A 26185-nucleotide genomic window follows, 5' to 3' on the forward strand; every position below is an offset into this window, starting at 1 on the left:
CTAAAATTAGCTTCTTCATATTTTGTTTTTTTAAGTTCAACAATTAAAGATTTAATATCATCCGCAATAGCATGCTTAGGCTTTCTACCTCGATTTTTGTGTATAATGAACGCAGGTCCTTGTTCTACAACTCCTTTCTTTAACCTTAATACTTGGCGTTCACTTAGGTTTAAAAGTTCAGCAGCTTCACGAATAGTTAATACTCCATCAATAGTTTGGTTAATAACCCTAAGTCTTGTTATTTCCTTTTGGGTCATATTAAAAATCTCCTCTCTCATACTGACATTTTATCAGATTAAATTTAATATGACATTATCATAGAATATTTATATTATTTTTTGTGATTTGCTTGACATGCACCTTTACATGTATTAGAATATATAAGAGTGTTTAAAAAGAGCCCGGAACTTTTTATAAACACAACCCATATTAATTTGAATATAAATGATTAATCGTAGTAGGGAGGGAAATAGATGAAAAGCTACATGGCAAAGCCACAAGAAGTTGAAAGAAAGTGGTACGTAATAGACGCTACAGGCAAACCATTAGGAAGATTAGCCTCAGAAGTTGCTTCTATATTAAGAGGAAAGAAAAAACCAATATACACACCTCATGTTGATACAGGAGACTATGTAATAATAATAAATGCTGAAAAAGTTAAATTTACTGGAAATAAAATAAATCAAATGAGCTACACATATCATACTGGATACCCTGGAGGGCTTAAACAAGTTCCATACAACCAATTGATTGAAAAAAATCCTGAAAAAATCATCGAATTGGCAGTAAAAGGGATGCTACCAAAGAATACATTAGGTAGACAAATGTTTAAGAAATTAAAAGTATACAGTGGACCTGAGCACAAACACGAAGCTCAAAAACCAGAACTATACGAATTTTAGTTAATGGAAGGGAGGATAAGTAAATGGCAGTAGCGCAATATGCTGGAACTGGAAGAAGAAAAACTTCAGTTGCTAGAGTTAGATTGGTTCCTGGAAACGGCAAGGTTAAAGTAAACGACAGAGACATTGAAGAATACTTTAACTATGAAACACTAAGAACCATTGCAAAAGAACCATTGGTAGTAACTGAAACTTTAGATAAATATGATGTTTTAGTAAATGTACACGGTGGAGGATTTACTGGTCAAGCTGGAGCAATAAGACATGGTATTGCAAGAGCATTGATTGAAGCTGACCCTGAACTAAGACCATTGTTAAAGAAAGCTGGTCACTTAACTAGAGACCCTAGAATGAAAGAAAGAAAGAAATATGGTCTTAAAAAAGCAAGAAAGAGCCCACAATTCTCAAAGAGATAATATTAAAGCTAGATTGTATGAACAATCTAGCTTTTTTAAAATATATATTTATATAACAAAGGAATGGTAATCATGTCGATTAAGAGAATAAAATACTATATTATCGATATAATGTGCATTGCATTGTTGTTTGGCACGAGTATTTACCTTTTGATTAGCTGGAACAATTTACCCGATAAAATACCAGGCCATTATGATGCATTAGGAAACATCGACAGATGGGGAAGCAAATATGAACTCATTGTTCTGCCTATCATAGCTTGGATAATGTTTATCGGAATAAGTGTGTTAGAAAGGTTTCCAAAAGCATGGAACACTGGAGTTAAAGTAACTGAAGAGAATGCTTACAGAGTGTATAGTACATTATATGATATGATAAAAACTCTAAAACTAATGCTTGTAATAATTTTTTCATTCTTAACTATAAATTCGATCCACATGACTAATTTACCAACAATATTTTTACCGATCATGTTGATTTTGATATTTGGCAATTTAATCTATCATTTAATAAAACTACATAGAGTGAAATAAAAAAAGTGGTTCTTCTTACTAATTACAGAAGAACCACTTAAATTTATCTCAATACTTTATCAGCCTCTTTTAATAATTCTATAATTGACAAATGTTGAGGGCAAACTGCTTCGCAGCTTCCGCATTCGACACAGTTTGATGCATCCATATTGTTTTCAATCAACCTTTGGTACATCCTTTTAGACTCGTCTAGCTCATCAAAGACATACACATTGTTGTATAACTCAAACACCCTCGGAATATTTACACCAGATGGGCAAGGCATGCAGTATTCGCAAGCAGTACATCCAACTTTGAAACCATCTTTATATATCTTTGTAGCTTCATCAATTAATTTGATTTCATCAGGAGTTAGTTTTGTATTTTCACTGGCCACAGCAATATTTTCCTTTACCTGCTCTAGTGTGGTCATTCCACTTAAAACAACTGAAACTTCCTCTTTATCTAACACCCATTTTAGTGCCCATTGAGCAGGCGACCTATCAACATTTGCTCTGCTAAATACATTTTTTATTTTCTCAGGAGCTTTAGCAAGTTTTCCTCCCTTTACAGGTTCCATGACAACTACATCCAATCCCTTGTCTTTAGCGTATTTAAGCCCTTTCAGGCCTGCTTGGTAATCCCTATCCAAGTAATTAAGTTGAATTTGGCAAAAGTCCCAATCATAGCTGTCGACAATTTTCTCAAATACTTCGTACTCATCGTGGAATGAAAAACCGATGTATTTTATTTTCCCTTCGTCTTTAGCTTTTTTAACAAAGTCAAATACTTCCAAATCTACTATTTTGTCAAATCTTTCAGCATCTAAAGAGTGCAGCAAATAAAAGTCTATGTGATCTGTCTTTAGATTGTCAAGCTGTTCATCAAGGTACTTCATGAAATCTTCTTTGGCATTGGCTAACCACACAGGATTTTTAGTTGCTAAATACACTTTATCTCTGTATCCTTCACTTAACACTTTCCCAACAAATTTTTCGCTCATTCCTCCATGATATGGATAAGCTGTGTCGATGTAGTTTACACCATTTTCAATAGCATAAATAAGCATTTCCCTTGCTTTTTCTTCATCAATCGCCTTTTGATCTCCATTTAATATAGGAAATCGCATACATCCGAAGCCTAATTGTGAAACCTTTAACCTGTCGTTAGTAAAATAACTATATTGCATTACAATACCCCCTTATGTATAATGAAGCTAATAAATTCCATATTTTAAATATTCTACTGGAAAGTAAAGTTTAATATCAAAGCTCTAAGGGTAGAATACTTGTGTACTAATTATATCATAAAAAATGAAGGAGTGATTAAATGAGTGCAAAAAAAACGCCTATTTACGATGAACATTTAAAGCTCGGCGGTAAGATTGTCGAGTATGCAGGATGGCTCATGCCAGTCGAGTACGAAGGTTTAGTTGCTGAACATGAAGCTGTTAGAAACGATTGCGGACTATTTGATGTATCTCATATGGGAGAAATAACCGTAAAGGGCAAAGATGCTACTAAATTTGTCGATTATCTCATGACAAATGACATAAGCACAATGACAGACAATCAAGTTATTTACACGCTGATGTGCAATGAAAACGGAGGAGTAGTAGACGACTTATTGGTTTATCGCTACAATGAAAACTACCTTTACTTAGTTGTGAATGCTGCAAACACTGATAAAGACTATGACTGGATTTTAAAACATATGGACAGTTTCGAAGTTGAGATAGAAAACATCTCTGACAATGTGGGTGAAGTCGCACTTCAAGGGCCCAAAGCACAAAAAGTATTGCAAAAGCTTAACGATTACGACCTTAATGGCTTAAAATTCTTCCACTTTGTGGATGGAATAGAAGTTGCAGGAGTAAAAGCCATGGTTTCCAGAACAGGCTATACTGGGGAAGATGGATTTGAAATTTACACTGATAAAAATGACATCGTTAAAGTATGGAGAGAAATTCTAAAGGCAGGAGAAGAAGAAAATATTAAACCTGCAGGACTTGGATGCAGAGACACGCTGAGATTCGAAGCATCGCTTCCACTGTATGGACATGAATTTAATGATGAAATAACACCTTTAGAAGCTGGATTTAAATACTTCGTCAAATTAGATAAACAGTCGGACTTCATTGGTAAAGAAGCCCTGAGAAAACAACTAGAAGAGGGCTTAAAAAGAAAATTAGTAGGCTTTGAAATGGTAGACAGAGGGATACCAAGAGAGGGCTATGAAGTGTACAAAGATGGCGAAAAGATAGGGCATGTCACAACTGGATACCACTCGCCGACATTAAAGAAAAATATAGGCAATGCACTCATAAAAGCAGAATTTGCAGAAATTGGCACACCTATTGAAATAATGATAAGAAATAAACCTTGCAAAGCACAAGTAATAAGCAAAAAATTTTTAAACAAGAAAAAATAGGGGGTTTTAAGATGAAAGTATTAAAAGGTTTGTATTACACAGAGGATCATGAATGGGTAAAAGTCGATGGGAATTACGCTTATATAGGCATAACTGACCATGCTCAACACAATTTAGGAGATATTGTATATGTAGATTTGCCAGAAGTAGACGATGAGTTTGAAAAAGGAGATGCTTTTGCAGCTGTTGAATCAGTCAAAGCTGCAGCAGATGTATATATTCCAGTAAGTGGAAAAGTAGTAGAAGTAAATGAAGAATTGATAGACGATCCAGCCCTATTGAATGCAGATGCTTTTGAAAATTGGATAGCTAAGATCGAGTTAAAAGATAAATCAGAATTAGATGAATTGATGTCAAGCGAGGATTATGAAAGCTTTTTAGAAGAGGAGGAATAAGATGTATCCTTATATACCACATACAGATAAAGATGTGGAAGAGATGCTTAAAAAGCTTGGCTTAAATGACATCGAAGAACTTTTTAGCGATATACCTGAAGATGTCAAATTGAATAGAGAATTGAATTTGCCTAAATCAAAAAGCGAGTTGGAAGTTAGAAATCGCTTGACTGAATTGGCGAATAAAAATTGTTCTCTTTCAAAAGTAACATCATTTTTAGGCGCTGGAGCGTATGAACACTATATACCTTCGGTAGTAAACCACATAATTTCAAGGAGTGAATTCTATACTGCATACACTCCTTATCAACCTGAAATAAGCCAAGGGACTCTTCAATACATCTTTGAATTTCAAACACTTATAAGTGAGCTTACTGGAATGGACGTAGCAAATGCATCACTCTATGACGGCGGAACTGCAGTTGTCGAAGCTGCTTTAATGGCATGCGCTTATTCAAAAAGAGACAATATCATTATATCTAAAGCAGTTAAGCCAGATGCTAGGACAATTTTAAAAACTTATGCCCATGCACAAAGTTTAAATGTAATTGAAGTAGGAATAGATGACGGAGTAACTGATTTAAATGAGCTTTCAAACTTAGTGAATGAGAACACAGCCGCAGTCATTGTCCAAAGTCCAAACTTTTTTGGAATAATCGAAGATTTAGAGAAAATGTCAGAGATAACCCACAAAGTTAAAAAGACAACTCTAATAGCATCTGTAGACCCTATTTCTCTCGGAATACTTAAAAAACCTGGAGATTTAGGAGTAGACGTAGCTGTTGGCGAAGGACAATCTCTTGGCATACCTCTTAGCTTTGGAGGCCCATATCTTGGATTTATGGCAGCTAAAAAAGAATACATCAGAAAGATGCCAGGTAGAATAGTTGGACAAACAGAAGATATGGACGGCAAAAGATCATTTGTGCTAACGCTTACAGCTAGAGAGCAACACATAAGAAGAGAAAAAGCTACATCCAATATATGCTCAAACCAAGGGTTAAACTCATTAGCAGCTACTGTGTACATGGTGACGCTAGGCAAAAAGGGAATTAGGGAAGTGGCGCTTAAATCCGCTCAAATGGCACACTATGCTTATGAAGAACTAACCAAATCAGGCAAGGCTAAACCATTATTCAACAAACCATTCTTTATAGAGTTTGCATTAAAAACAGACAAACCAACTGAAGAGATCAATCAGAAATTGCTTGAAAATGGCATAATCGGTGGATATGATTTGTCAAAAGAATACCCTCAATACGAAAATAGCTCCTTATACGCTGTTACTGAAGTAAGGAAGAAAGAAGAAATAGATAAGTTAAAAGGCGTATTGGAGGCGATACTATGAGAAATTACGATAAACTGATATTTGAAATCTCAAAACCGGGAAGAATAGGATATAAATTGCCTGAATTAGACATAGAAGAAAAGCCTATTGAAAGTTTAATTCCTGAAGAATTTTTAAATAAAGAGGAACTAAATCTGCCAGAGGTATCAGAAGTAGATGTAATAAGGCACTATACAAATTTATCCAACAAAAATTACGGAGTTGATACAGGATTTTACCCACTAGGTTCTTGTACTATGAAGTACAACCCTAAAATCAATGAGGATATGGCTAGACTAGATGGCTTTGCAAATATTCATCCATATCAGCCACAATCTTGTGTTCAAGGCTCACTAGAGTTGATGTACGAACTTCAAAACTACCTATGCGAGATATCCGGTATGGATCAGATAACACTTCAACCAGCCGCAGGAGCTCATGGAGAGTTGACAGGTGTCATGCTGATAAAAGCATATCATGAAAGCAGAAATGACACAAAGAGAAACAAAATAATCGTTCCTGACTCTGCACATGGAACAAATCCAGCTACCGCTGCCATGGCAGGGTATGACATCATAGAGGTTAAATCGACAAAAGAAGGTCTTGTAGACTTAGATCAATTAAGAGAAGCTGTTGGAGAAGACACTGCTGGATTGATGCTCACAAATCCAAACACATTAGGACTATTTGACAAAGGCATAAAAGAAATAGCTAAAATAGTTCACGATGCAGGAGGTCTGCTATACTATGACGGAGCCAACGCCAATGCTATATTAGGGTATGCAAGACCTGGAGATATGGGCTTTGATGTAGTGCACTTTAATTTGCACAAGACATTCTCGACACCACATGGCGGTGGAGGACCTGGCTCTGGGCCAGTTGGAGTTAAAAAGGACTTAGTTCCATTTTTACCAGTGCCAATAGTTAAAAAAGATAATGATAAATTCTATCTTGACTATGACTATCCACAATCTATTGGCAAAATGAAAGATTTTTATGGCCACTTTGGAATATTGGTAAGAGCTTACACTTATATACTGTCCATGGGAAGCGATGGATTAAAGAAAGCTTCTCAAATGGCAGTTCTAAATGCTAACTATCTCAAAGAGCATTTGAAAGAGGATTACTACTTGCCAATAGATACTGTTTACAAGCATGAGTTTGTTTTAGGCGGCCTAAAAGATTCATTAAGTGAAGTCATAACACTAGATGTTGCCAAGAGATTGCTAGATTACGGCTATCATCCACCAACAGTCTATTTCCCACTCATAATCAATGAAGCTCTTATGATTGAGCCAACTGAGACAGAAAGCAAAGAAACATTAGATGAATTTATAGAAGCGATGAAGAAAATAGCAAAAGAAGCAAAAGAAAATCCAGAACTTTTGAAGACCGCACCACATAACACTGTAGTGAGGAGACCAAACGAAGTAAAGGCAGCAAGAGACATCATCGTAAAATACGAAGGGTAGGTGTATTGTTTGACAAAAAAAATAGCCATAATAGGGGCTGGCCCAGGGGGATATGTTGCAGCGATACGAGCTGCTCAACTTGGGGCAGATGTGACATTAATAGAAAATGTAAGAGTAGGGGGAACTTGCTTAAATAGAGGTTGCATCCCTACAAAGACATATTTCACAAATGCAAAGATTTTATCGGACTTAAGAAGGGCAAATGAGTTCGGAATTGAAGTAGATGGGTTTAGAATGAATGGCAAAGCTTTGCTTAAAAGAAAAGAAGAAGTAGTCGAAAATATAGTAGGAGGAGTTGAAAAACTCATCTCTTCCTATAAAAATATCGAACTTATCGATGGCAAAGCTAGGTTTGAAAATGCAAACACTTTAAAGGTCACTTTAAAAAATGGAGAAGAAAAAATAGTCACAGCTGATGAAATCATCATAGCTACTGGCTCGTCAGCTCAAATGACCGAGACAAAAGGAGTTGATTTAGAAGGTGTCATCACCTCTGACGAACTCCTAGAACTCGACGAGATACCTGAAACTTTGATTGTGGTCGGAGGCGGAGTCATCGGACTTGAATTTGCAAGCATCTACAAAGAATTAGGTTCAAACGTCATACTTTTAGCATCTAGAATTTTAAAAGATGGGGATAAAGAAATTGCAAAAAGACTGACACCAACTTTGAAAAAACAGGGCATAGAAGTCTATGTAGATATAAGAGCAAAAGAAATTTTAAGAGAAGATGGTAAATTAAAAGTTATCGCTAAGTACAAAGAAAAAGACGAAGAGATTACAGTAGAAGGTAATTATGTTTTGATAGCCTCTGGAAGAGCTCCAAACGTAGAAGGCCTAGAACTTGATAAAGTGGGCATTGAATATTCACCAAAGGGTATAAAAGTAGATGAAAACTTTGAAACCACAGTACATCATGTCTACGCTATAGGTGATGTAAACTCAAGAGGTATTCAACTTGCACATGTAGCTTCTGCTCAGGGAGAATATGTAGTTGAACGAATTTTAGGAGAAAACCCAGATATAAACTTGGATGTGTATCCATCTTGTGTATTTACTATGACTGAGGTAGCACAAGTTGGATTTACTGAAGAGAAATTAAAAGAAATGGGAAGAGAGTATAAAGTCAGCAAATTCATGTTTTCTGCAAATGGGAAAGCCGTTACATTGGGTGAAGCAGAGGGAATAGTGAAAATAATCGCATCGCCTGATGATATGATCCTAGGCGTTCATATTCTGGGACCTCATGCAAACGACCTGATTCATGAAGGTACTTTAGCCATTGCGAATAAATTGGATGCTAAAGCTATAACAAGAACTATACATGCACATCCAACATTGTCAGAAGCATTTTCTGAAGCAACATTGGGACTAGACGATAAAGCCATTCACATGGTTCCTAAAAAGAAAAGAAAATAAATTAGGCAGCGTTATCGCTGCCTAAATTTAAATTGGGGGAAATTCATGAAAAAAAGTTTATTTAAAACTTTCTACATATACATTGTAGCACTTATTTCAATTTTAATGTTATCATTAGGTGATAATTTCTTTAAATTTGTGTTAAAATTTGATGAAAGCATACTTATGTTTTTTGACAATCATCAAAATACAATTGTGCTGAACATCATGAAATTCATATCGTTCATCGGCTCATCTTCTTTCTTGGTGCCATTCATAACATTGTGCACGTTGATTTTACTTTTCAAGAAGAAATACAAAGATGTGTTCGTTATTATATCAGCTTCGCTTGGAAGCTTAGGACTAAATTCTCTTTTAAAAAACATCATAAAGAGAGCTAGACCAGTTGAATTCTTCAAAACAATAGAAACCTCATATAGCTTTCCGAGTGGACACGCTATGGTTGCAGCGAGTCTATCCTTCAGCATTGCATATATATTAACCAAAAATAAAAGCCAAGCTTCTAAGAAAAAAGCTTACATCATAGCCAGTGTATACACTATTTTAATGAGCTTTAGTAGGCTATACCTTGGCGTTCATTACCCAACAGATGTTGTATTTGGCATGTTCTATGGCATTGCTTTGTTTTTATTAATTAAAGACCTATTTTTCAAGTTCTAGTGTGCTTTTTTCTTCAATAAATTGATTGGTATATAATTTATAGTAATAGCCCTTGTTCTTTATAAGCTCTTTATGGGTTCCATCTTCAATTACTTCTCCATCGTGTATGACAAGTATTCTGTCTGCATTCTTTATAGTTGAAAGTCTATGGGCAATTACAAAACTAGTTCTGCCCTTTAATACTTTGTTTATAGCTCTTTGTATTATCATCTCAGTTTCAGTGTCAATAGATGAGGTGGCTTCGTCAAGCACAAACAATCTCGGATTTCTGACAATCGCTCTAGCAAAAGATATAAGTTGCTTTTGTCCGGTAGATAGTAGCCCTCCGCCCTCGCCAACTTCAGTATCATAGCCCTTCTCCATTTGGATGATAAATTTATGGGCATCCACCAATTTGCAGGCTTCAATTATCTCTTCATCAGTCGCATCAAGTTTTCCATACCTAACATTTTCTTTAATGGTTCCGCTAAAAAGATGTGGAGCTTGAAGCACATAACCTAGGTTTTCGTGAATCCACTTGATAGGCATGTCTTTGTAATTTATGCCATCAATGAATATTTCTCCTTCAGTAGGTTCGTAAAACCTACAAAATAGGTTTACAATTGTGCTTTTACCAGAGCCTGTTTCGCCTACAAGAGCTATAGTTTGACCTGCATTGACCTTTAAGTTGAAATTTTTTAATACAGGTTCTCCTTCCTTATAAGAAAAACTCACATTTTTAAACTCCACATCGCCTTTTATCTCAGGCAAAAGGTCTTTTCTAAGGTTCGTTAAACCGCCGTATTTTTCAATTACCTCAGGAGAATCCTTTATTGCAGGTTCTTCTTCCAGAAGTTGAAAAACTCTCTCGGCAGAAGCCTGTGCAATTTGCATATCTGCCAATATTGCTGCCATTTGCATTACTGGCTCAAAAAATTGGCCGGTGTATGTTATGAAAGCGAATAGAGTCCCATAAGTAATAGCTCCAGCAAGAAATTCATGGCCGCCATTAACCACAGCCAATGCAGTGCCAACACTTGCGATTGTTATTACAATTGGTATATATATCGAAGAAATTACAGTAGCCCTTATGGAGTTCTTTTTATATGAAGTTGTAAGCTCTGAAAATTCATTTAAATTTAATTCTTCCCTCACCAAGGTCTTTGTGGTTTTAGCGCCTTGGATATCTTCGTTATATGCACCAGTTATCTCAGAATTTATCTTTCTAACTCGCCTTTGAGCGGTGAGTATTTTCCTCTGGAAATAAATGCTTATTACTGCAAGTGGAGGTACAACCATTAAAGTTATCAAAGCCAATTTAGGACTTAAGATAAACATATAAATCGTAACGCCAATCATTACAGTTATTCCCCAAGAAAAATCCACCAATCCCCATGAAATAGTTTCGCTAAGCCTTGTTATATCCGAAGTCATCCTTGCCATGAGCCAGCCGACAGCCTTATTGTCATAGTAGGACAGGGATAGCTCTTGCAGCTTAAGGAAACCTTTTTTCCTCAAATCATAAGCCATTTGATTTTCCAATTCTCCAGCATATTTTATGAATAAGAATATTATTAAACTCAATACACCGACAGCTATCACATATAGCAGTATAAATACAGGCAAGCCCTTAAAGCTTTTGTTAGCAATAAAATTGTCTACGGCATATCTGGTAAACATCGGGAAAGTGCTGTCTAAAAATCCTAGTCCTATATTTAAACTTATTAGGAATATGAATCTTTTCTTATACGGCTTCAAATATTTAAAGAAGTTTTTCCATATCCCTATATTTACCTTCTTAGTAACATCATCTCTATCTTCCATACTACACCTCCAGTTCCAACTCTAAATCATCTTCGATAGATGACTGGATTTCATAAATTCTCTTATAAAGTCCCTCTGTATTGATCAACTCTTCGTGAGTGCCCTTTTCAATGATCTTTCCGTCCTCTAAAACGATGATTAAATCAGCTTCGGACACAGTCGATATCCTATGGGATATTATAATAGTGGTAGCCTTGTTTTGCCTTGTTTTCAACGCTTTTCTAATTTGAACATCGGTTTCGGTATCAACTGCCGATAGCGAATCATCAAATATCACAATAGGAGTGTTGTTGATAATAGTGCGAGCTATTGCAATCCTTTGCTTTTGACCGCCAGACAGAGAAACGCCTCTTTCGCCGATTAAAGTATCATATTCATCTTCAAACTCTTTAATATCTTTATCAATAGATGCTATCTTTGCAGCATTGAATACAGAGTGGTCATCTACTGTTGGATTTGCGAATTTAATATTCTCTTTGATTGTTCTCGCGTACAGAAATGGCTCTTGAAGAATCAAACCAACATTTTTTCTAATCCATGCTTTATCGATAGTTTTTAATTCTCTGCCATCTATCTTTATCGAACCCTTGTCATAATCATACAGCCTTGGCAACAAATGGACTAATGAACTTTTACCAGAACCTGTAGATCCAATTATGGCAACAGTCTGACCTTTTTTGACCTCAAATGAGATGTCTTTAAGCACATCTTTTTTGCCGTCATAAGAGAAGTAGACATTTTTAAATTCAATGTTTCCTTTGATTTCAGGCTCTTCTCCATTTTCCCTTAAAATCTCGATAGGCTCACTCAAAATTTCATCAATTCTTTGGATGGATATGCTTGCTTTGCCCATATCTGTCAGCATTCTTCCCATTTGTCTAACTGGATAAATTATCATATTTACATAGTTTATAAACGCAAACAAAGTGCCAAGAGTTATTTCTCCCCTTATGACAAATACAGTTCCAACTACTAGGATGCTAGCTACCTCAAGCATGCTTACTAGATCGGATATGGACCAATAGTATGCGAGATTAAGTATCAGTTTATCCAATAGAGATTTGTATTTTAGGTTTTTCTCATCAAATTTTTCTATTTCATAATTTTCCATTGAAAACGCTTTTACTACGCGAATTCCAGTTAAATTTTCTTGAATGACAGTGCTCATTTGCGCTTCCGCTTCATCTGCTTTTCTAAACTCCCTTTGAATTTTTCCGAAGAAATAATATGCAAAGAGGAAGAGAAAAGGCAGAACCACCAACGAAATAATTGCCATTTTAGTATTCATGGTGAACATTATCACGACAATGAGCACCAACATGAAAATGGAACCAGCCATTTCAACTAATTGAATTGCCAAAAATCTCCTTATTGTATCTACATCAGAAGTACATCTTTGAATTAGATCACCAGTATCAGCTTTTACATGATATTCATAAGGAAGCTTTTGTATATGATCATATAAACCATCTCGCATTCTCTTAGTCATTTCTTCTGAAGCATAAGAGGAGCATATGTTTTTTATTAACATAAACAAACCCCTCGCAAGAGTTATCAATATTATTATAATTCCAATAATCCATAGGTGATTAAGTAGATAACTTCTGCCTCCGAAAAAATCAACAATTTGCAGCATGAGTTTTGATTCAATTGGTGAATTGCCAAATATTGAATCCAATGTGGTCCTTATTACCAATGGACGCAAGATGTTAAATAATACTGAAACAATAACTGAAATCATACCAAAAAGATAAATCGATTTCAAACCCTTTGTAAAGGGCATGATTTTTTTAAATTCTTTCATATGTTCACCTCGCTAAAAAAATAGCCACAGGCTTAGACCCATGGCTAATGTAAGTAATAAAAAAGCCACAGATATAGACCTATGGCTTAAAAATAATCACACAAAAAACATAGGCCGCAAAACAATATTTAAAGCTAAATCTATCATTCCAAAATTCTTCATCTTCACGACCTCCTTTCTTCTTTCCACATTAATTCTAACTTAATTTCCAGAAAAAAGCAATAGATTATTTAAAAATATTTTAACAATCGAAATATTTACAATAAACAGTCCTCTAAAGCGTCTAAATCTTTGATAGTGAATTTGCTTTTATAATAGTCTATAAGCCCTTCGTCTTTCATATTGGTAAGCTCTCTGGAAAGAGATGGCCTTGTTACATTAATAATTTGTGCCATTTTTTCACGGCTGTATGGCAATACAATATTTAAGGAACCAGTTTTTTTGTATTCTTTTAGCAACAAGTTTGCTATTTTTTTTCTAGCAGTATCGAGGGACAGTGTGGTCACCCTATCGCTTAATAGATGAATTCTATCCGAGAGAATTCTAGCAAAATTTTCAAATAATTTTTCATTCTGACTCATCAATTTTATGAGTCCCATTCTTGAGATAAAAAGAATTTCGCTTTGAGTAGTTGAAACTATCGAAGAAGGATATTCATTTTTCTGTGAGAAGATTATACTTTCAGCGAACACATCCCCTTTTCTAAAACCTGTAATAGTCAAAAACTTGCCCGATGGGAGTTCTCTTTGAACTTCAATTTCGCCATCTAATATTATACCTAAATTTTCACACACATAACCCTCAATAGCTATATAGTCATTTGGGAAAAACCTCTTTGTAAAATAAGTGCCATCATAATTCTTGTCGAGGTATTCAAATGATTTCTTTATTTCCTCATAGCTCATGCCGCTAAATAGTGGCGAGCTTTGAAGCACATCGACCATTTCCATATCCATCACCTCCTCGATAAAAATATTATACCCCCAAAATAGTTAAAATTATATCTATATTAATGAAATCATTACAAATTTTTACTGTGAGTGATTATATAGTTAAAAACTGGGTAATACTAATATAGCTAAGATTAAAAATTTAGTTAAGATATAGGAGGAGATATATATGTCAGATAAAGTATTAAAGGCACTAAATGATCAATTTAATTTTGAAATGCAATCAGGCTATCTATATTTAGGCATGGCAGGATATTGTGCAGCAGAAAATATGAATGGTATGGCACATTTCTTTACAAAACAAGCTTATGAAGAATTTGGACATGCAATGAAATTCTTTGGCTATATAAATGAAATTGATGGAAGAGTAACGACACAAGCTATGCCAGAGCCAAGAAACGATTTTAATTCATTCTTGGATTGCTTCAAAGCTGCTTTAGAACATGAAAAGAAAGTAACTGGCAGAATTTATTCAATATTGGAATTGGCAAAAGAAGAAAAACACTATCCAACAGTTGAATTCTTGCAATGGTTTGTAAAAGAGCAGGTTGAAGAAGAAGCAAACTTTAGAGATATTGTAGCTAAACTGGAAAAGATAAACGAAAGCTTCCAAGGTTTGATGCTGTTAGACAAAGAACTAGGGATGAGAGAATAAAACAAGCGACCATTAGGTCGCTTATTTATTTACTGGTTCTCTAATTTGTCTAAATAGCTTATCTCTGCATCTATTAATTCCTTTAATTTTCGCAATTCACTTTCTGACAAAGTTATACCTTTGCCCATTCTAATGTGATCACTGTCCCATGATCTGATATCGTATTTAGGCTCTTGTCCATTCCAACTAACTCTATTTAGTTCTTTTTTCCAACCCTTCGATTTCTCTGAAATAGTTCCTAAGTTGTTGATAATCTCAAACTTTAATTTTTCACTATCAGACATTTTTTCACCTCTGTTCAATTTTATTTTACGATTATCATTAAAGAAGGTTTATTTTTTGTTGCTAAAGATCCTCTTTTTTCGAATGAATAACTATAATTTAAATTATTTAAAATATCTATTAAATCATTTCTATAAACATCTTTGTCTATTACCCAAATTATACTTGAGGTCTCTCTGTTGTCGACATAATCAATGTTATTATTGTTTAGAAAATCTAAAAGATATTTAATTGTTCTTTGTTCTACTTGATTTTTCATTGGTACTCTTGTATCATCTGTTTTTTTTTATTTGTGATATATGGGAGTGAGTCTTCTTTAATCTTTTTTGGAGTTGTATTATTACCATTTTCCCAATCCATTCTGATTTGATTTGCACGTATTTTTATATTTTCAAGTAATACAGATGAAACTTCATATTTCTGAACCTTTAATTCTTCTGTAAAAATACCAAACTCTTTTAAATCAGAATAAACTCGCTTCATTGTTAATTCAGGATTTGAATAATATTCACTTCCACGAATCCTTATGAACCTCCAACCCAATCTTTCTAAAATAGTTTGTCTTTCCAAATCTTTACGTATTTGCTCTTCAGAACTATGGTAGGAGTCGCCATCACATTCAATTGCTATTTTTCTATCGCCATATTGAACCACTATGTCTATCCTGTAAGATCCTACTTCCCATTGTTGAGTTATGTTGTAACCAGCACTAAGTAGTGATCCAGCAACGGATTTTTCAAATTCTGATTCAGATTTTTGATCTAGTGATTTTTCGATATAAAAACTTGGATTATCTGCATACTGTAGCAAATCTCTGCGAATATCACCTTCTTTTAAATCTTTAGTATAATCTAGTGAATGCACAATCCATAACTGATCTTTGGCTCTACTTGTTGCAACGTTATATCTTTGTTTAGTTGACTGCTCAGCTCCTTCACCTCTAAGATACAATGGGCCGTCACCCTCATTGCTGTCTACCATAGAAAGAAAAATTATATTGCGTTCATCTCCTTGGAAATTAGATGCATTGCCGCACACTATACGTCTTTCTTCAATTACAGTAGGAGGTAGTTTTTCAAGCAACAAATTTTGTATAAGTTTTGATTGGTCATCGCCTAACAAAGATATTACGCCAAATGTTTTATTGTCGTATTCAGGCTGTTCTATACAAGCTGAGATCAAAGAAACTATTTCTAATGCTTCAGCTTGATTAGTTTTTCTACCTGGAGTTCTTGCGCCCATTTCCACCCTATGACTAACGACATTTGGGAATATATTGCACGAATGCTTGTCTCTTAATGGTTTTATTTTGTAATCATAAGACAAGTAATTGCTATAGCCTATAATATCTGGCATGCACCTAAAGTGCTCTCTTAGCATTAGTGAATCGTATGTCATACTAGATATGTCGTATAGTGAAGTTTTGGCATCATAAAGAGACCAGTTAGGAATGAGATCTTTTATGTGCATTCTTGCTAAAGCATTAATTTCATCTGTATCTACTCCTATTGACATAGGGCTTACTTGTTTATCATCACCAACAACAATAATCTTTTTTCCAAAATATGTTATTGCTATGGCTGTAATATCAGATTGACTAGCTTCGTCGATAATAATGACATCAAATATATTTTTGCCGGGATCTAATGTTACCATAGCGGTGTTTATTGTCATAATCCATGCAGGTACAGCATTTTGACATTTAGCCATATGTTCTTTTGCTTCCTTTCTAAGTTTAGGAGCATTTTTTCCTGTACCTTTGCCGATTTTTTTCATTAGTAACTTCCAACCGCTTAAAGCTTGCTTCATTTCTATATTTTCCTGAGTTCTAATTAGAAGATTTAGCCAAGCTTTATTTGCTGCTAATTCTTCTGTTTTTTTCCTTAAATTAACTGATAGTTCTAAAGACTTTTTCTGCAGTTCATCAAGCGATTCAGCATTTATTTCTTCAATTATAGTATTAAATTGCTTACATTGCCAAGCTATATCTATTTTTTCGGGACAGATCGATTTTGAATGAATGCCTTCTCTGTTAGAAATAGCATTAGCCCAAGATGGTGCAACAGAAGATATCCTATTTAGAATTTCTCTTCGCCAAATTTGCAAATCGCGTTTTGAAAATATTTCTATTAAGTGATTGTATGATCTTTCATACAGTGTATGGTCTTCATCTTTTATCGCTATTTTTAAATCATTGCATATCTTAGATTCTTTTCTCTTGTTAAACTCCAAAATATTGATTAATTCATTTAACTTGATATTAGTATTTTTTTGCTCCATGAATAATTTTAATAAATTAATGTAAATTGGCATTTTATTATCCATAAAATTAAAGATTTTTTTGACTTTAACTAGATTAGAATCTAATACACTAAATTCGCACAGAATTATTTTGTTGAAATCTAATGATTTTAACATTTCATCAAGTTCTTTAAATTCATTCTCATACCAATCCAAAAAATAATTTATAGTTGAGATATAATTATAGCAAATCTCTTCAGGTGATTCACTCAATTGGTCATACGATATAAAATCATCACGATATATTAATTCATCCCATAAATAAGATAAATTTTGTCGCATTTCCAATAATTCAATATGCTTTAGTATTAATTCAAAATCTAAGACTGAAGTTGGCTTTTTACCGTTAATTTTTATATTGTCAACTAAATTCCTCAAATGTGGTTTAAAGAATAAAATTGTTCCTGATAAAATGTTGTTCTTTTGAGAAATATTTGCTAATTCTGTTATTTGTGTTTTGCTGTCGATTATATCTATTGATTTATCTATATCAATTTTTTTATTAATAATTTCTAATGGTAATGATTGAACATAATCATATGTTTCTGTAATAGAATTTATTAAATTTTCCCATTTTTTCCTAGAGTTGCCTCCTGCCTTCCCATCGGCAACTGCATAAAATATCCAGCTGGGTATAGGAGCGTCTTGCTCTGTGCTGTTGTGTAATTTGCTAATTATATTGTTGATAAAACCTTCAAGATCTTTGATAGTGTCTAAGTCTATATTTCTTGCTATTAAAAATTCATGGTCATCTTTTGAGCCAGCAATACAATTATCTTGAAAGTTAAATTCTATATTGAATGATAATTTTCTTTTAATACTTTCTAATTCTTCATTTGCAGACATTCTATTTCCGATTATTTCTTTGAAATCATGTGGAGATATCAATAATTTTGGATCGGGAATATCCAAATCTAATTCTTTTTCGTCAAATGGGCTTATATTATCATTAGTGCTATATAGTTTTTCCAAGTCAAAATTAGTAGCGGGTAGTGGTTCGTAAGGTTTTACTTTACCTGGAATTACATTTAGGTATTCTTTATTTTTAGCTACAAACTTAGCAGCTTCTGATGGTGAATAGCTGTTCCCATTATAAACTATCGGTTTAAATTCACTATATTTTATTTTGTAAATTTTTCTCCTTACATTAGACAAGTCATCAATTATATTTTCCCTTTCTTTCTCAGTTGATTTAATTGATTTTTCCAATGTATTTAAATTTGTTCTTGATATGTATTCAGAAATATCATTAATTGATTTTTCCATGTCTTTATATGAATCATCTAAAACTGATACACAAAGAGGTTTTATAGATTCAGGGACTTGATCTTTAAGCACTGATAGTGCTTTTTTAGTATGACTAGTAATTAGGACACTCTTTCCTTGTGATAAAAAATGGCCAATAAGATTCGCAATAGTATGAGTTTTACCTGTTCCTGGGGGACCTTGTACTAATACAGCATCATGATACTCTATTCTTTTTGCAATTTCAAGTTGCTCACTATTTGCCGGCTTGGATAGCAAAATGTCTATGCTTTCACCACTAATGTTTGCCAATTGTTCTTCAATAGAATACTCTTTGTCTTCAAATTTTTTTTGAATGTAGTTTTCTCCAACTATGTTAAGTAAATGGGTAGGAACATAGTTGTTTACCTCTATGTTATGTATAATTTGATCAATGACTTTTGGCGTTCCATCTATTCTTTTTTGGATAAAAAAAACAGGCTTCCAATATGTTTTTAATATTGCATCATCATTAATATCCTCTTCATTTGAGTCTATAAACTTACTTTTTGGAGACAAACCATAAGTTAAACTTTTCATAAAATTTTTCGTATCATTATTGTCTAGAGGATGGTATTCGTTTTCTTCAAGATCTTTAATTAATTTATCTAAGGAATGATCTTCAAGATCCGGTGTTTGATGTAATAGTATTTCATAAAGATAAGAGCTATTATCTGTATCAACTATTTTTATAATGTTATTCTTTGAATCAAATTCAAAATCAATCTTCTTAATTAAAACTGGATGATTTATGCTTGTTTCATGAGTGTGCCTAAATAAGCCATTACCAACTACAAATTCAAGCGTTTCCGGTTCTTTATTAAGATCTATATAAGCATTGTATAAATTCATAAAGAAATCTCGAGTCTTTTCTATTGTTTTTTGCCTAGCAACCCATTTATCTCGTGAATCCAACCAAAGATGCATTGCTTCTACACGTTCAGGAGAAATTTCAAATATCTCAAGGTTCTCACCTAATTCAGATGAAGATGGCTTTATGCTAATATTTGATTTGTAATCGTCCCAATCTCCATCAATCCAATTAATAATTACCTTATCAGGTTTTGGGCATTTTTCATACTCGGGTTTTCTAATTTCTAAAATAACATTTGAATCATATTCATAATCCGCATATTTATCCCTTGAATAAATTTTTATATTTTCTGGATCTATAGGGATATCATTTAAAAATACATGCCAATGTTGCTTGTTAACATCTACTATTTTAGTAAATTTTAAAGAACTAAATTCTTTTAGATACTTATATAGCGCTATTGCTTTCCCTGAACTATTAGACATAAAACACACCTCAAGTACTTAATATATTGTTCTTATTATAACATATTTATGCTTTTATTTTGACAATTTATTTTATATATAGGCTAAAATTAGCTAGTTATGATAATATTACAATGTCATTATTGATATCATAATTAATGGTCTATTTATGATATAATAATCGTAGTTTATTAAATTTTGTCTATTTATGCCGATAGTATATTTAGTTGAAATAAAGGGGGCATTATTTTGAAATTAATAGTTGAAGGGAATATTTACTTTTTAGAAAAAGATGGAGAAGTTATAGAAAAAATAGCAGATATTTTGAGTCAAGAGGTAGAAAATGCAAATAAAGTTATAAGATCAATAATCGTAGACGGATTAGAACTGTATCAAGACTATTTTGAATACATACTTGACAATTTAGACAATATAGAAGAAATAGATGTAAAACTAGCTACATACAAAGAATTGGTCAACGAAACTCTAATTGGCACAGTAGATTATTTGGAAGGCGCTTCTAATGAATTAGAACCTTTAAGCGAAGAATTTTATGCTGAACCAACAAAAGAATCTTGGGAAAGATTTTCAGACTTGATAGAAGGCATAAATTGGATAATAAGTGTATTCAACTTAATTGACAACGATAAAACACTAATAGAAGCATTGCCAAGCTATGAAATATGGAATCTATACGCAAAAGATGTGCTCACGTTAAATGAGCTAATTCCACAAATGAGCGATGCATTAAACATAAAAGACAACACATTGCTCGCAGATTTAATGATTTATGAAATACTTCCAATATACAATGACATGAGAGAACAATTAATCAGTTTGTACAACATAGAGGAGAATTAATATGCGAAGTTTAAGCAATATAAATTATTTAAAGGCTAATTTCAAATCCGCTTGGGAAAATATTAAAGACATTGACGAAGATTCAATAATAGATATAGTTATCGAAGAATCCAAAGCAGGATTGAACACTCTTAAGTTTAGAGAAGAAAATGCTTTTAAATACGTACACAGCAAGTATGACCCTTTAAAAGAAGCGCAAAGCATTGTGAAAAAATATGAAAAAGAACTAGAAAAAAGCGGAATGGCAATATTTTTTGGCACAGGGCTAGGCTATCATATTGAGCTGATTTTAAGAACATATCCTGACATCAAGGCATATATCTATGAGCCAAATAGCGAAGTGCTGTATTATTTTTTCAAAGAGCGATCATTTTCAGAAGCCCAACTCAAACGATTTAAAAATGTTTTCGCCGATAGAGATTCTTTTTTATCGGAAATAGGTCAAATAATCAAACTAAACAGGGATTCATTTACTATAGTCGAGTTGCCTGCATATATGACTATATACCCTGATGAGTATGAGTTTTTTATCAATGCAATAAAGACCATAGTCAGAGATAGAAGGAGCAGTATTTTAACAGAATACTCATTTCAGAAGCGTTGGATAATAAACTCGATGAAAAACTTTAAACACGTGTTGAATACACCAAATGCAATAGTAGAAAACAAAGGAAAGTTTAAAGATATTCCGGCAATTTTGGTGGCTGCAGGGCCATCATTAAATGAGGAAATAGAAAATATTAGAAAAATCAAAGATGAAGGACTTGCATACATATTTAGTGTAGGTTCAGCCATCAACACATTGATTGCAAACAACATACATCCAGACGCAGCGACAACATATGATCCGACTGAGCACAACCAAAAAGTATTTTTGAAGGTTAAAGAACAAAATATAAAGGATATTCCGCTTATATTCGGCTCATCGGTTGGATATGAAACAATTGAAAATTATCCAGGAAAACTATATCACATGATTACATCTCAAGACAAAATCTCAAACTATTATTTGGATAATGAAAATACAGAGCCGATAGATATAGTGCTTGATGCTCCGAGTATTGCTGTAGTTACGCTTCAGTTGTTGAATTATTTAGGATTTAACCCAATCATATTGGCAGGACAAAACTTAGCTTATGTAGGCTCAAAACAGCACTCAGAAGGAGTGTTTTACAGCAACGACTTATCTGACGAAGAATTAAAAAACGCGCTTGATGTCAAAGATGTTTACGGGAATACAATAAAGACAAACAATGGGTACAATTCCATGAGGCGACAAATGGAGAGCTATATAAAGCAACTTAACAATTTAACAGTAATTAATACCACAAAAGGTGGCGCAGCTATAGATGGAGCTCCATTTGTAGAGTTGGACAAAGTCATGAAAGATTATTTAAAAAATAGAGTAGTAGAAAAAGATTTTTTGGACAATTGGAACATGCACTACGATCCCCAAAAGTTAAAAGAAAAAGTTGACAATATGAACGTATTCAAAGAAGAAGCAAATGATATAATGAAAGAATATTATTCATTATTGGACAAAATGGAAACTCTATTAAAAAACAACAACTTCAAAGAACTCCAGAATATGTTCAATTTATTAAATATAACAATCGACAAAATAGAGGAAAATCCATATTTCAATACATTTATTCTACAGATGAATCGACTCTATCATCAACTTCTATCAGAAGAGATAAATATATTGGCCGAAGAGAAAAATGCTAGGAAGAAAAATGAGAAGTTGATAAAAGAATACAGGACATTTATGGATAGATGCAAAAATGACATAGAAATACTTGAACCAATATATAGTGAATTAACAGACAATATATTAGATTATTGTAAATAATTAAGTGGCTATTGCCACTTTTTTATTGACATATACATTTATATATTCTAATATTAGAATATAAAGATATAGGGGGTAGCTGATGGAGATTGATAGAAAATTATTTAACGAAAAAGCGGATTTGCTAAAGCTTATAGCTCATCCTATCAGACTTTGCATACTGAAAGGTCTGATTGAAAATGGCGAGAACAATGTTTCATTTATGCAAAGCTGCTTAGATGTTCCACAGTCGACAGTTTCACAGCATTTGGCAAAACTCAGGACTGCTGGGATAATAGAAGACAACAGACGGGGCAACGAAGTGTATTACAAAATAAAAGACGATGAAGTAATAAACATAATAAAATTGTTATTCAATGAAAATTAGGAGGCTAAAAAATGGGTAAAAAAGTATTGATTGTTGGTGGAGTAGCAGGTGGAGCAACTGCTCTAGCAAGGCTAAGAAGATTGGATGAAAGCGCAGAAATTATTTTATTTGAAAGAGGCGAATACGTATCTTTTGCGAACTGCGGTCTTCCATATTACATTGGCGGAGAAATCGAAGAAAGAGAACAACTTCTAGTAAGCACACCAGAGAGTTTGAAATCTAAATTTAATGCAGACATAAGAACATCAAATGAAGTTTTAAAAATAAATAGAGAAGAAAAAACAGTTGAAGTAAAAAACCACAAAACAGGTGAAATATACAAAGAACCATATGATTATTTAATTCTTTCAACTGGTTCAAGTCCATTAAAGCCACCTATCCCCGGAATAGATGCGCCTAACATCTTTAGCCTTTGGACTATACCTGACACAGACAAGATAAAAGGATATATCGACACTAACAAACCAAAATCAGCGATAGTAGTAGGCGGTGGATTTATAGGGCTTGAGATGGCTGAAAACTTACACGCACAGGGCCTAGAGGTCTCAATCGTAGAAATGCTAGATCAAGTTATGGCGCCGATAGACTTTGAAATGGCACAAATAGTACATGAACATTTAAAATCCAAAGGTGTAAAACTTCATCTCAAAGATGGCGTGTCATCTTTCTCATATGACAATGGCAAAACTACTGTCACTCTGCAATCTGGAGAAAAAGTAGTAGGAGACATGGTAATATTGTCAATAGGAGTTAGACCAAACGGCGAATTAGCTAAAGAAGCTGGACTTGAAATCAACCAAAGAGGCGGAATTGTAGTAGATGAGTTTTTAAAGACCTCCGATGAATCAATTTATGCAATAGGAGATGTAATCGAAGTAGTAGACTATATAACTAAAAATAAGACAATGGTGCCGCTCGCTGGACCTGCCAACAAACAAGGCAGAATTGCAGCAAACAACATTTTAGCTAGCTATGATGAAAATTATAAAGGTACTCAAGGCACTAGCATTGCTAAAGTATTTGATTTGACAGTAGCAAATACAGGGATAAATGAGAAAAATTTAAACAAATCAGGCAAAGAATACAAAAAAGACTATCAAATTGCTCTCATTCATGTAAACTCACATGCTGGATATTACCCAGGAGCATTGCCAATGACAATCAAGCTGATATTTGACAATGAAGGCAAAGTCTTAGGGTCACAGATAGTCGGATATGATGGGGTTGACAAGAGAATTGATGTAATAGCAACTGCAATTAGATTCAATGCCACTGTTAGTGATTTAATGGAGCTTGAACTTGCATACGCACCTCCATATTCTTCAGCTAAAGATCCTGTAAACATGATTGGATTTGCTGCAGACAATATATTAAAAGGCTTAACAGAGCAAATACTTTGGCGAGAATTAGACAGCGTCGATAAAAACACTCATGTGCTTTTGGATGTCCGTGAAGATGTTGAAAGAGAACTAGGGTTTATTGAAAATTCAATTCACATTCCTCTAGGGCAACTCAGAAATAGATTGAATGAACTAGATAAATCAAAGACCTATATAGTATATTGCGCTGTAGGCTTAAGAGGTTACATTGCAGACAGAATTTTAAGACAAAATGGATTTAAATCACTAAATTTAGCAGGTGGATTCAACACATACAAGACCATGTACATGCAAGACAAAAAAGACTCAGAACCAATAGCATTCTCTGATTCAGGAGTTGTTGAAACTCCAAAGAAAGAAGAGTATATAGGCGAGACAATTAAATTAAATGCTTGCGGTCTATCTTGCCCTGGACCAATCATCCAAGTAGCCGAGAAAATGAAAGAGTTAAAAAATGGGGACATACTAGAAGTTCAAGCAACAGACCCAGGCTTTATCAATGACATAAAAGCATGGTGTCAAAATACTAAAAACACATTTATATCTGAAGAAAAATTAAAAGACAGATGGGTAGTAAGGATAAAAAAGGGATTGGCACTGTCAGATATAGTTAAAGATGAAAAAGGTTTTGTGGAAGTAAACGCAGGCAAAAAATCAAAGACATTGATAGTTTTCAGTGGCGATTTAGATAAGACAATAGCTTCATTTATCATCGCAAATGGAGCGAGGGCAATGGGAAATGAAGTGACCATGTTTTTCACATTCTGGGGATTAAATATTTTGAGGAAACCAGAAAAAGTTGAAGTTAAGAAAAATTTTATAGAAAAAATGTTTGGAATCATGATGCCAAGGGGTACGAAAGAACTAGGATTATCTCGAATGAATATGGCAGGCATGGGTGCAAAGATGATTAGAAAAGTAATGAAAGACAAAAACATTCAATCCGTAGAAGAACTTATGGAATTAGCTATAAATTCGGGTATAAGAATAATAGCTTGTCAAATGAGCATGGATGTAATGGGGATAAAAAAAGAAGAATTATTTGATGGCGTAGAAATAGGTGGAGTTGCAACATATCTAAACGCTGCAGATGAATCAAATGTAAATTTATTTGTTTAGAATATTGTCTTTAGACATTAAATAATTTTTTTACCCTAGACTTAAAATTAATTTTAGTGTATACTATAGATGTAAATCAAAATTGTAATCATTACAATTTTGATTTACATTGTAGATAAAATATATAAAAATACAAGGGGGTAATATTTTATGAACGCAATGACACAAGACAATTTAAGATCTGCATTTGCAGGAGAAAGCCAAGCACATATGAGATATAGAATTTGGGCAGACAAGGCTGACAAAGATGGTTTCCCAACAGTAGCAAGACTATTTAGAGCAACATCAGATGCTGAGCAAATTCATGCTACATTCCATTTCAATGCTTTAAGAGATGTAGTTGGATCATTTTTAGTAGCATCAGGTGGAGGATTTGGTTTAGGTTCAACATCTCAAAATCTTCAAGGTGCAATCGATGGAGAAATGCACGAAGTAACTCAAATGTACCCTGCTTACATAGCAGTAGCACAATTGCAGGGAGAAAAAGAAGCTGAAAATGCTATGAAATACGCAGTAGCAGCTGAAAAAGTACATGCAGAGCTTTATACAAAGGCTAAAGAATATGTAGACCAAGGTAAAGATTTAGACGCAAAAGTAGTAAAACTTTGCCCAGTCTGTGGTTATATAACAATAACTGGAGAAGAAGACAAATGCCCACTTTGTGGTGCATCAATCGACAAATTCATAGAGTATTAATCATTGAGCGCTTTTAAAAG

23 protein-coding genes are annotated in these 26185 nt (G+C 33.8%); 15 read left to right on the forward strand and 8 right to left on the reverse strand.

Going from position 1 to position 26185, the window contains the following annotated elements; all coding sequences use genetic code 11:
- On the reverse strand, positions 1-257 hold a 257-nt coding region (locus BO51_RS06155), incomplete at its 3' end, for a helix-turn-helix domain-containing protein (protein ID WP_496484972.1).
- Between the two features lie 216 nt (positions 258-473).
- Here BO51_RS06155 and rplM point away from each other — a divergent pair.
- The 3 genes from rplM (at position 474) to BO51_RS06170 (ending at position 1852) form a co-directional block, all read left to right on the forward strand.
- Complete coding sequence (gene rplM / locus BO51_RS06160) at positions 474-902, forward strand: 50S ribosomal protein L13 (protein ID WP_496484974.1); 429 nt, start codon at positions 474-476, stop codon at positions 900-902.
- Between the two features lie 23 nt (positions 903-925).
- Positions 926-1318, forward strand: a complete 393-nt coding sequence (gene rpsI, locus BO51_RS06165) for a 30S ribosomal protein S9 (RefSeq protein WP_463261666.1) — start codon at positions 926-928, stop codon at positions 1316-1318.
- A gap of 72 nt (positions 1319-1390) precedes the next feature.
- Positions 1391-1852, forward strand: coding sequence for a DUF1648 domain-containing protein (locus tag BO51_RS06170; RefSeq protein WP_496484976.1), 462 nt, complete (start codon positions 1391-1393; stop codon positions 1850-1852).
- A 43-nt stretch (positions 1853-1895) separates the two neighbouring features.
- On the opposite strand, the gene BO51_RS06175 is transcribed toward BO51_RS06170, so the two are convergent.
- Positions 1896-3020, reverse strand: coding sequence for an aldo/keto reductase (locus BO51_RS06175; RefSeq protein WP_496484978.1), 1125 nt, complete (start codon positions 3018-3020; stop codon positions 1896-1898).
- A 140-nt stretch (positions 3021-3160) separates the two neighbouring features.
- Between BO51_RS06175 and gcvT the strand changes: the two genes are divergently transcribed.
- From gcvT to BO51_RS06205, 6 genes are read left to right on the forward strand one after another with little or no spacing between them, the layout of a single operon-like run.
- A complete protein-coding gene (gene gcvT, locus BO51_RS06180; protein WP_496484980.1) occupies positions 3161-4261 on the forward strand; it encodes a glycine cleavage system aminomethyltransferase GcvT in 1101 nt (366 codons plus the stop codon).
- 11 nt (positions 4262-4272) lie between these two features.
- A complete protein-coding gene (gene gcvH, locus BO51_RS06185; protein ID WP_496484982.1) occupies positions 4273-4656 on the forward strand; it encodes a glycine cleavage system protein GcvH in 384 nt (127 codons plus the stop codon).
- A gap of 1 nt (position 4657) precedes the next feature.
- Positions 4658-6004 carry an aminomethyl-transferring glycine dehydrogenase subunit GcvPA gene (gene gcvPA, locus BO51_RS06190; RefSeq protein ID WP_496484984.1) on the forward strand — a complete coding sequence of 449 codons (1347 nt, stop codon included), beginning with the start codon at positions 4658-4660 and terminating at the stop codon, positions 6002-6004.
- Complete coding sequence (gene gcvPB, locus BO51_RS06195; protein WP_496484986.1) at positions 6001-7455, forward strand: aminomethyl-transferring glycine dehydrogenase subunit GcvPB; 1455 nt, start codon at positions 6001-6003, stop codon at positions 7453-7455. Before gcvPA ends, gcvPB begins: the two co-directional genes overlap by 4 nt.
- A 9-nt stretch (positions 7456-7464) precedes the next feature.
- Positions 7465-8874 carry a dihydrolipoyl dehydrogenase gene (gene lpdA / locus BO51_RS06200; protein WP_496484988.1) on the forward strand — a complete coding sequence of 470 codons (1410 nt, stop codon included), beginning with the start codon at positions 7465-7467 and terminating at the stop codon, positions 8872-8874.
- A gap of 45 nt (positions 8875-8919) precedes the next feature.
- Positions 8920-9534, forward strand: coding sequence for a phosphatase PAP2 family protein (locus tag BO51_RS06205; protein WP_496484990.1), 615 nt, complete (start codon positions 8920-8922; stop codon positions 9532-9534).
- Here the strand turns inward: BO51_RS06205 and BO51_RS06210 are convergent.
- The 3 genes from BO51_RS06210 to BO51_RS06220 all read right to left on the reverse strand — a co-directional run bounded on the left by BO51_RS06210 (position 9517) and on the right by BO51_RS06220 (position 14091).
- Positions 9517-11337, reverse strand: coding sequence for an ABC transporter ATP-binding protein (locus tag BO51_RS06210; RefSeq protein WP_496484992.1), 1821 nt, complete (start codon positions 11335-11337; stop codon positions 9517-9519). The genes BO51_RS06205 and BO51_RS06210 overlap by 18 nt on opposite strands.
- Before the next feature lies 1 nt (position 11338).
- The gene (locus BO51_RS06215; protein WP_496484994.1) at positions 11339-13141 is read right to left on the reverse strand and encodes an ABC transporter ATP-binding protein; all 1803 of its coding nucleotides are present in this window, start codon (positions 13139-13141) and stop codon (positions 11339-11341) included.
- 257 nt (positions 13142-13398) lie between these two features.
- The gene (locus BO51_RS06220; protein ID WP_496484996.1) at positions 13399-14091 is read right to left on the reverse strand and encodes a Crp/Fnr family transcriptional regulator; all 693 of its coding nucleotides are present in this window, start codon (positions 14089-14091) and stop codon (positions 13399-13401) included.
- 169 nt (positions 14092-14260) lie between these two features.
- On the opposite strand from BO51_RS06220, the gene BO51_RS06225 reads away from it, so the two are divergent.
- Entirely contained in the window at positions 14261-14746 is a 486-nt protein-coding gene (locus tag BO51_RS06225) for a ferritin (protein WP_496484998.1), read from the forward strand.
- Between the two features lie 29 nt (positions 14747-14775).
- Here the strand turns inward: BO51_RS06225 and BO51_RS06230 are convergent, their stop codons facing one another.
- The 3 genes from BO51_RS06230 to BO51_RS06240 are packed head-to-tail and all read right to left on the reverse strand — an operon-like array spanning position 14776 to position 19912.
- Complete coding sequence (locus tag BO51_RS06230) at positions 14776-15030, reverse strand: YdbC family protein (protein WP_496485000.1); 255 nt, start codon at positions 15028-15030, stop codon at positions 14776-14778.
- 20 nt (positions 15031-15050) lie between these two features.
- Positions 15051-15287, reverse strand: coding sequence for a hypothetical protein (locus BO51_RS06235; RefSeq protein WP_496485002.1), 237 nt, complete (start codon positions 15285-15287; stop codon positions 15051-15053).
- Positions 15284-19912 (reverse strand): PDDEXK-like endonuclease domain-containing protein, encoded by a 4629-nt coding sequence (locus BO51_RS06240; protein WP_496485004.1) that lies wholly within the window; start codon positions 19910-19912, stop codon positions 15284-15286. Before BO51_RS06240 ends, BO51_RS06235 begins: the two co-directional genes overlap by 4 nt.
- 228 nt (positions 19913-20140) lie before the next feature.
- On the opposite strand from BO51_RS06240, the gene BO51_RS06245 reads away from it, so the two are divergent.
- From BO51_RS06245 to BO51_RS06265, 5 genes are all read left to right on the forward strand, one after another.
- Positions 20141-20752 carry a DUF8042 domain-containing protein gene (locus BO51_RS06245; protein WP_496485006.1) on the forward strand — a complete coding sequence of 204 codons (612 nt, stop codon included), beginning with the start codon at positions 20141-20143 and terminating at the stop codon, positions 20750-20752.
- Position 20753: 1 nt separating this feature from the next.
- The gene (locus tag BO51_RS06250) at positions 20754-22604 is read left to right on the forward strand and encodes a motility associated factor glycosyltransferase family protein (protein ID WP_496485008.1); all 1851 of its coding nucleotides are present in this window, start codon (positions 20754-20756) and stop codon (positions 22602-22604) included.
- Between the two features lie 82 nt (positions 22605-22686).
- Positions 22687-22971: an ArsR/SmtB family transcription factor gene (locus tag BO51_RS06255; protein ID WP_496485010.1), complete on the forward strand. Its 285-nt coding sequence runs from the start codon at positions 22687-22689 to the stop codon at positions 22969-22971.
- Positions 22972-22982: 11 nt separating this feature from the next.
- On the forward strand, positions 22983-25469 hold the full coding sequence (locus BO51_RS06260) for a DsrE/DsrF/DrsH-like family protein (protein WP_496485012.1): 2487 nt from the start codon (positions 22983-22985) through the stop codon (positions 25467-25469).
- A gap of 150 nt (positions 25470-25619) precedes the next feature.
- The gene (locus BO51_RS06265; protein WP_496485014.1) at positions 25620-26165 is read left to right on the forward strand and encodes a rubrerythrin family protein; all 546 of its coding nucleotides are present in this window, start codon (positions 25620-25622) and stop codon (positions 26163-26165) included.
- Positions 26166-26185: the final 20 nt, after the last annotated feature.

It is taken from the genome of Soehngenia saccharolytica DSM 12858 (genome assembly GCF_059568515.1).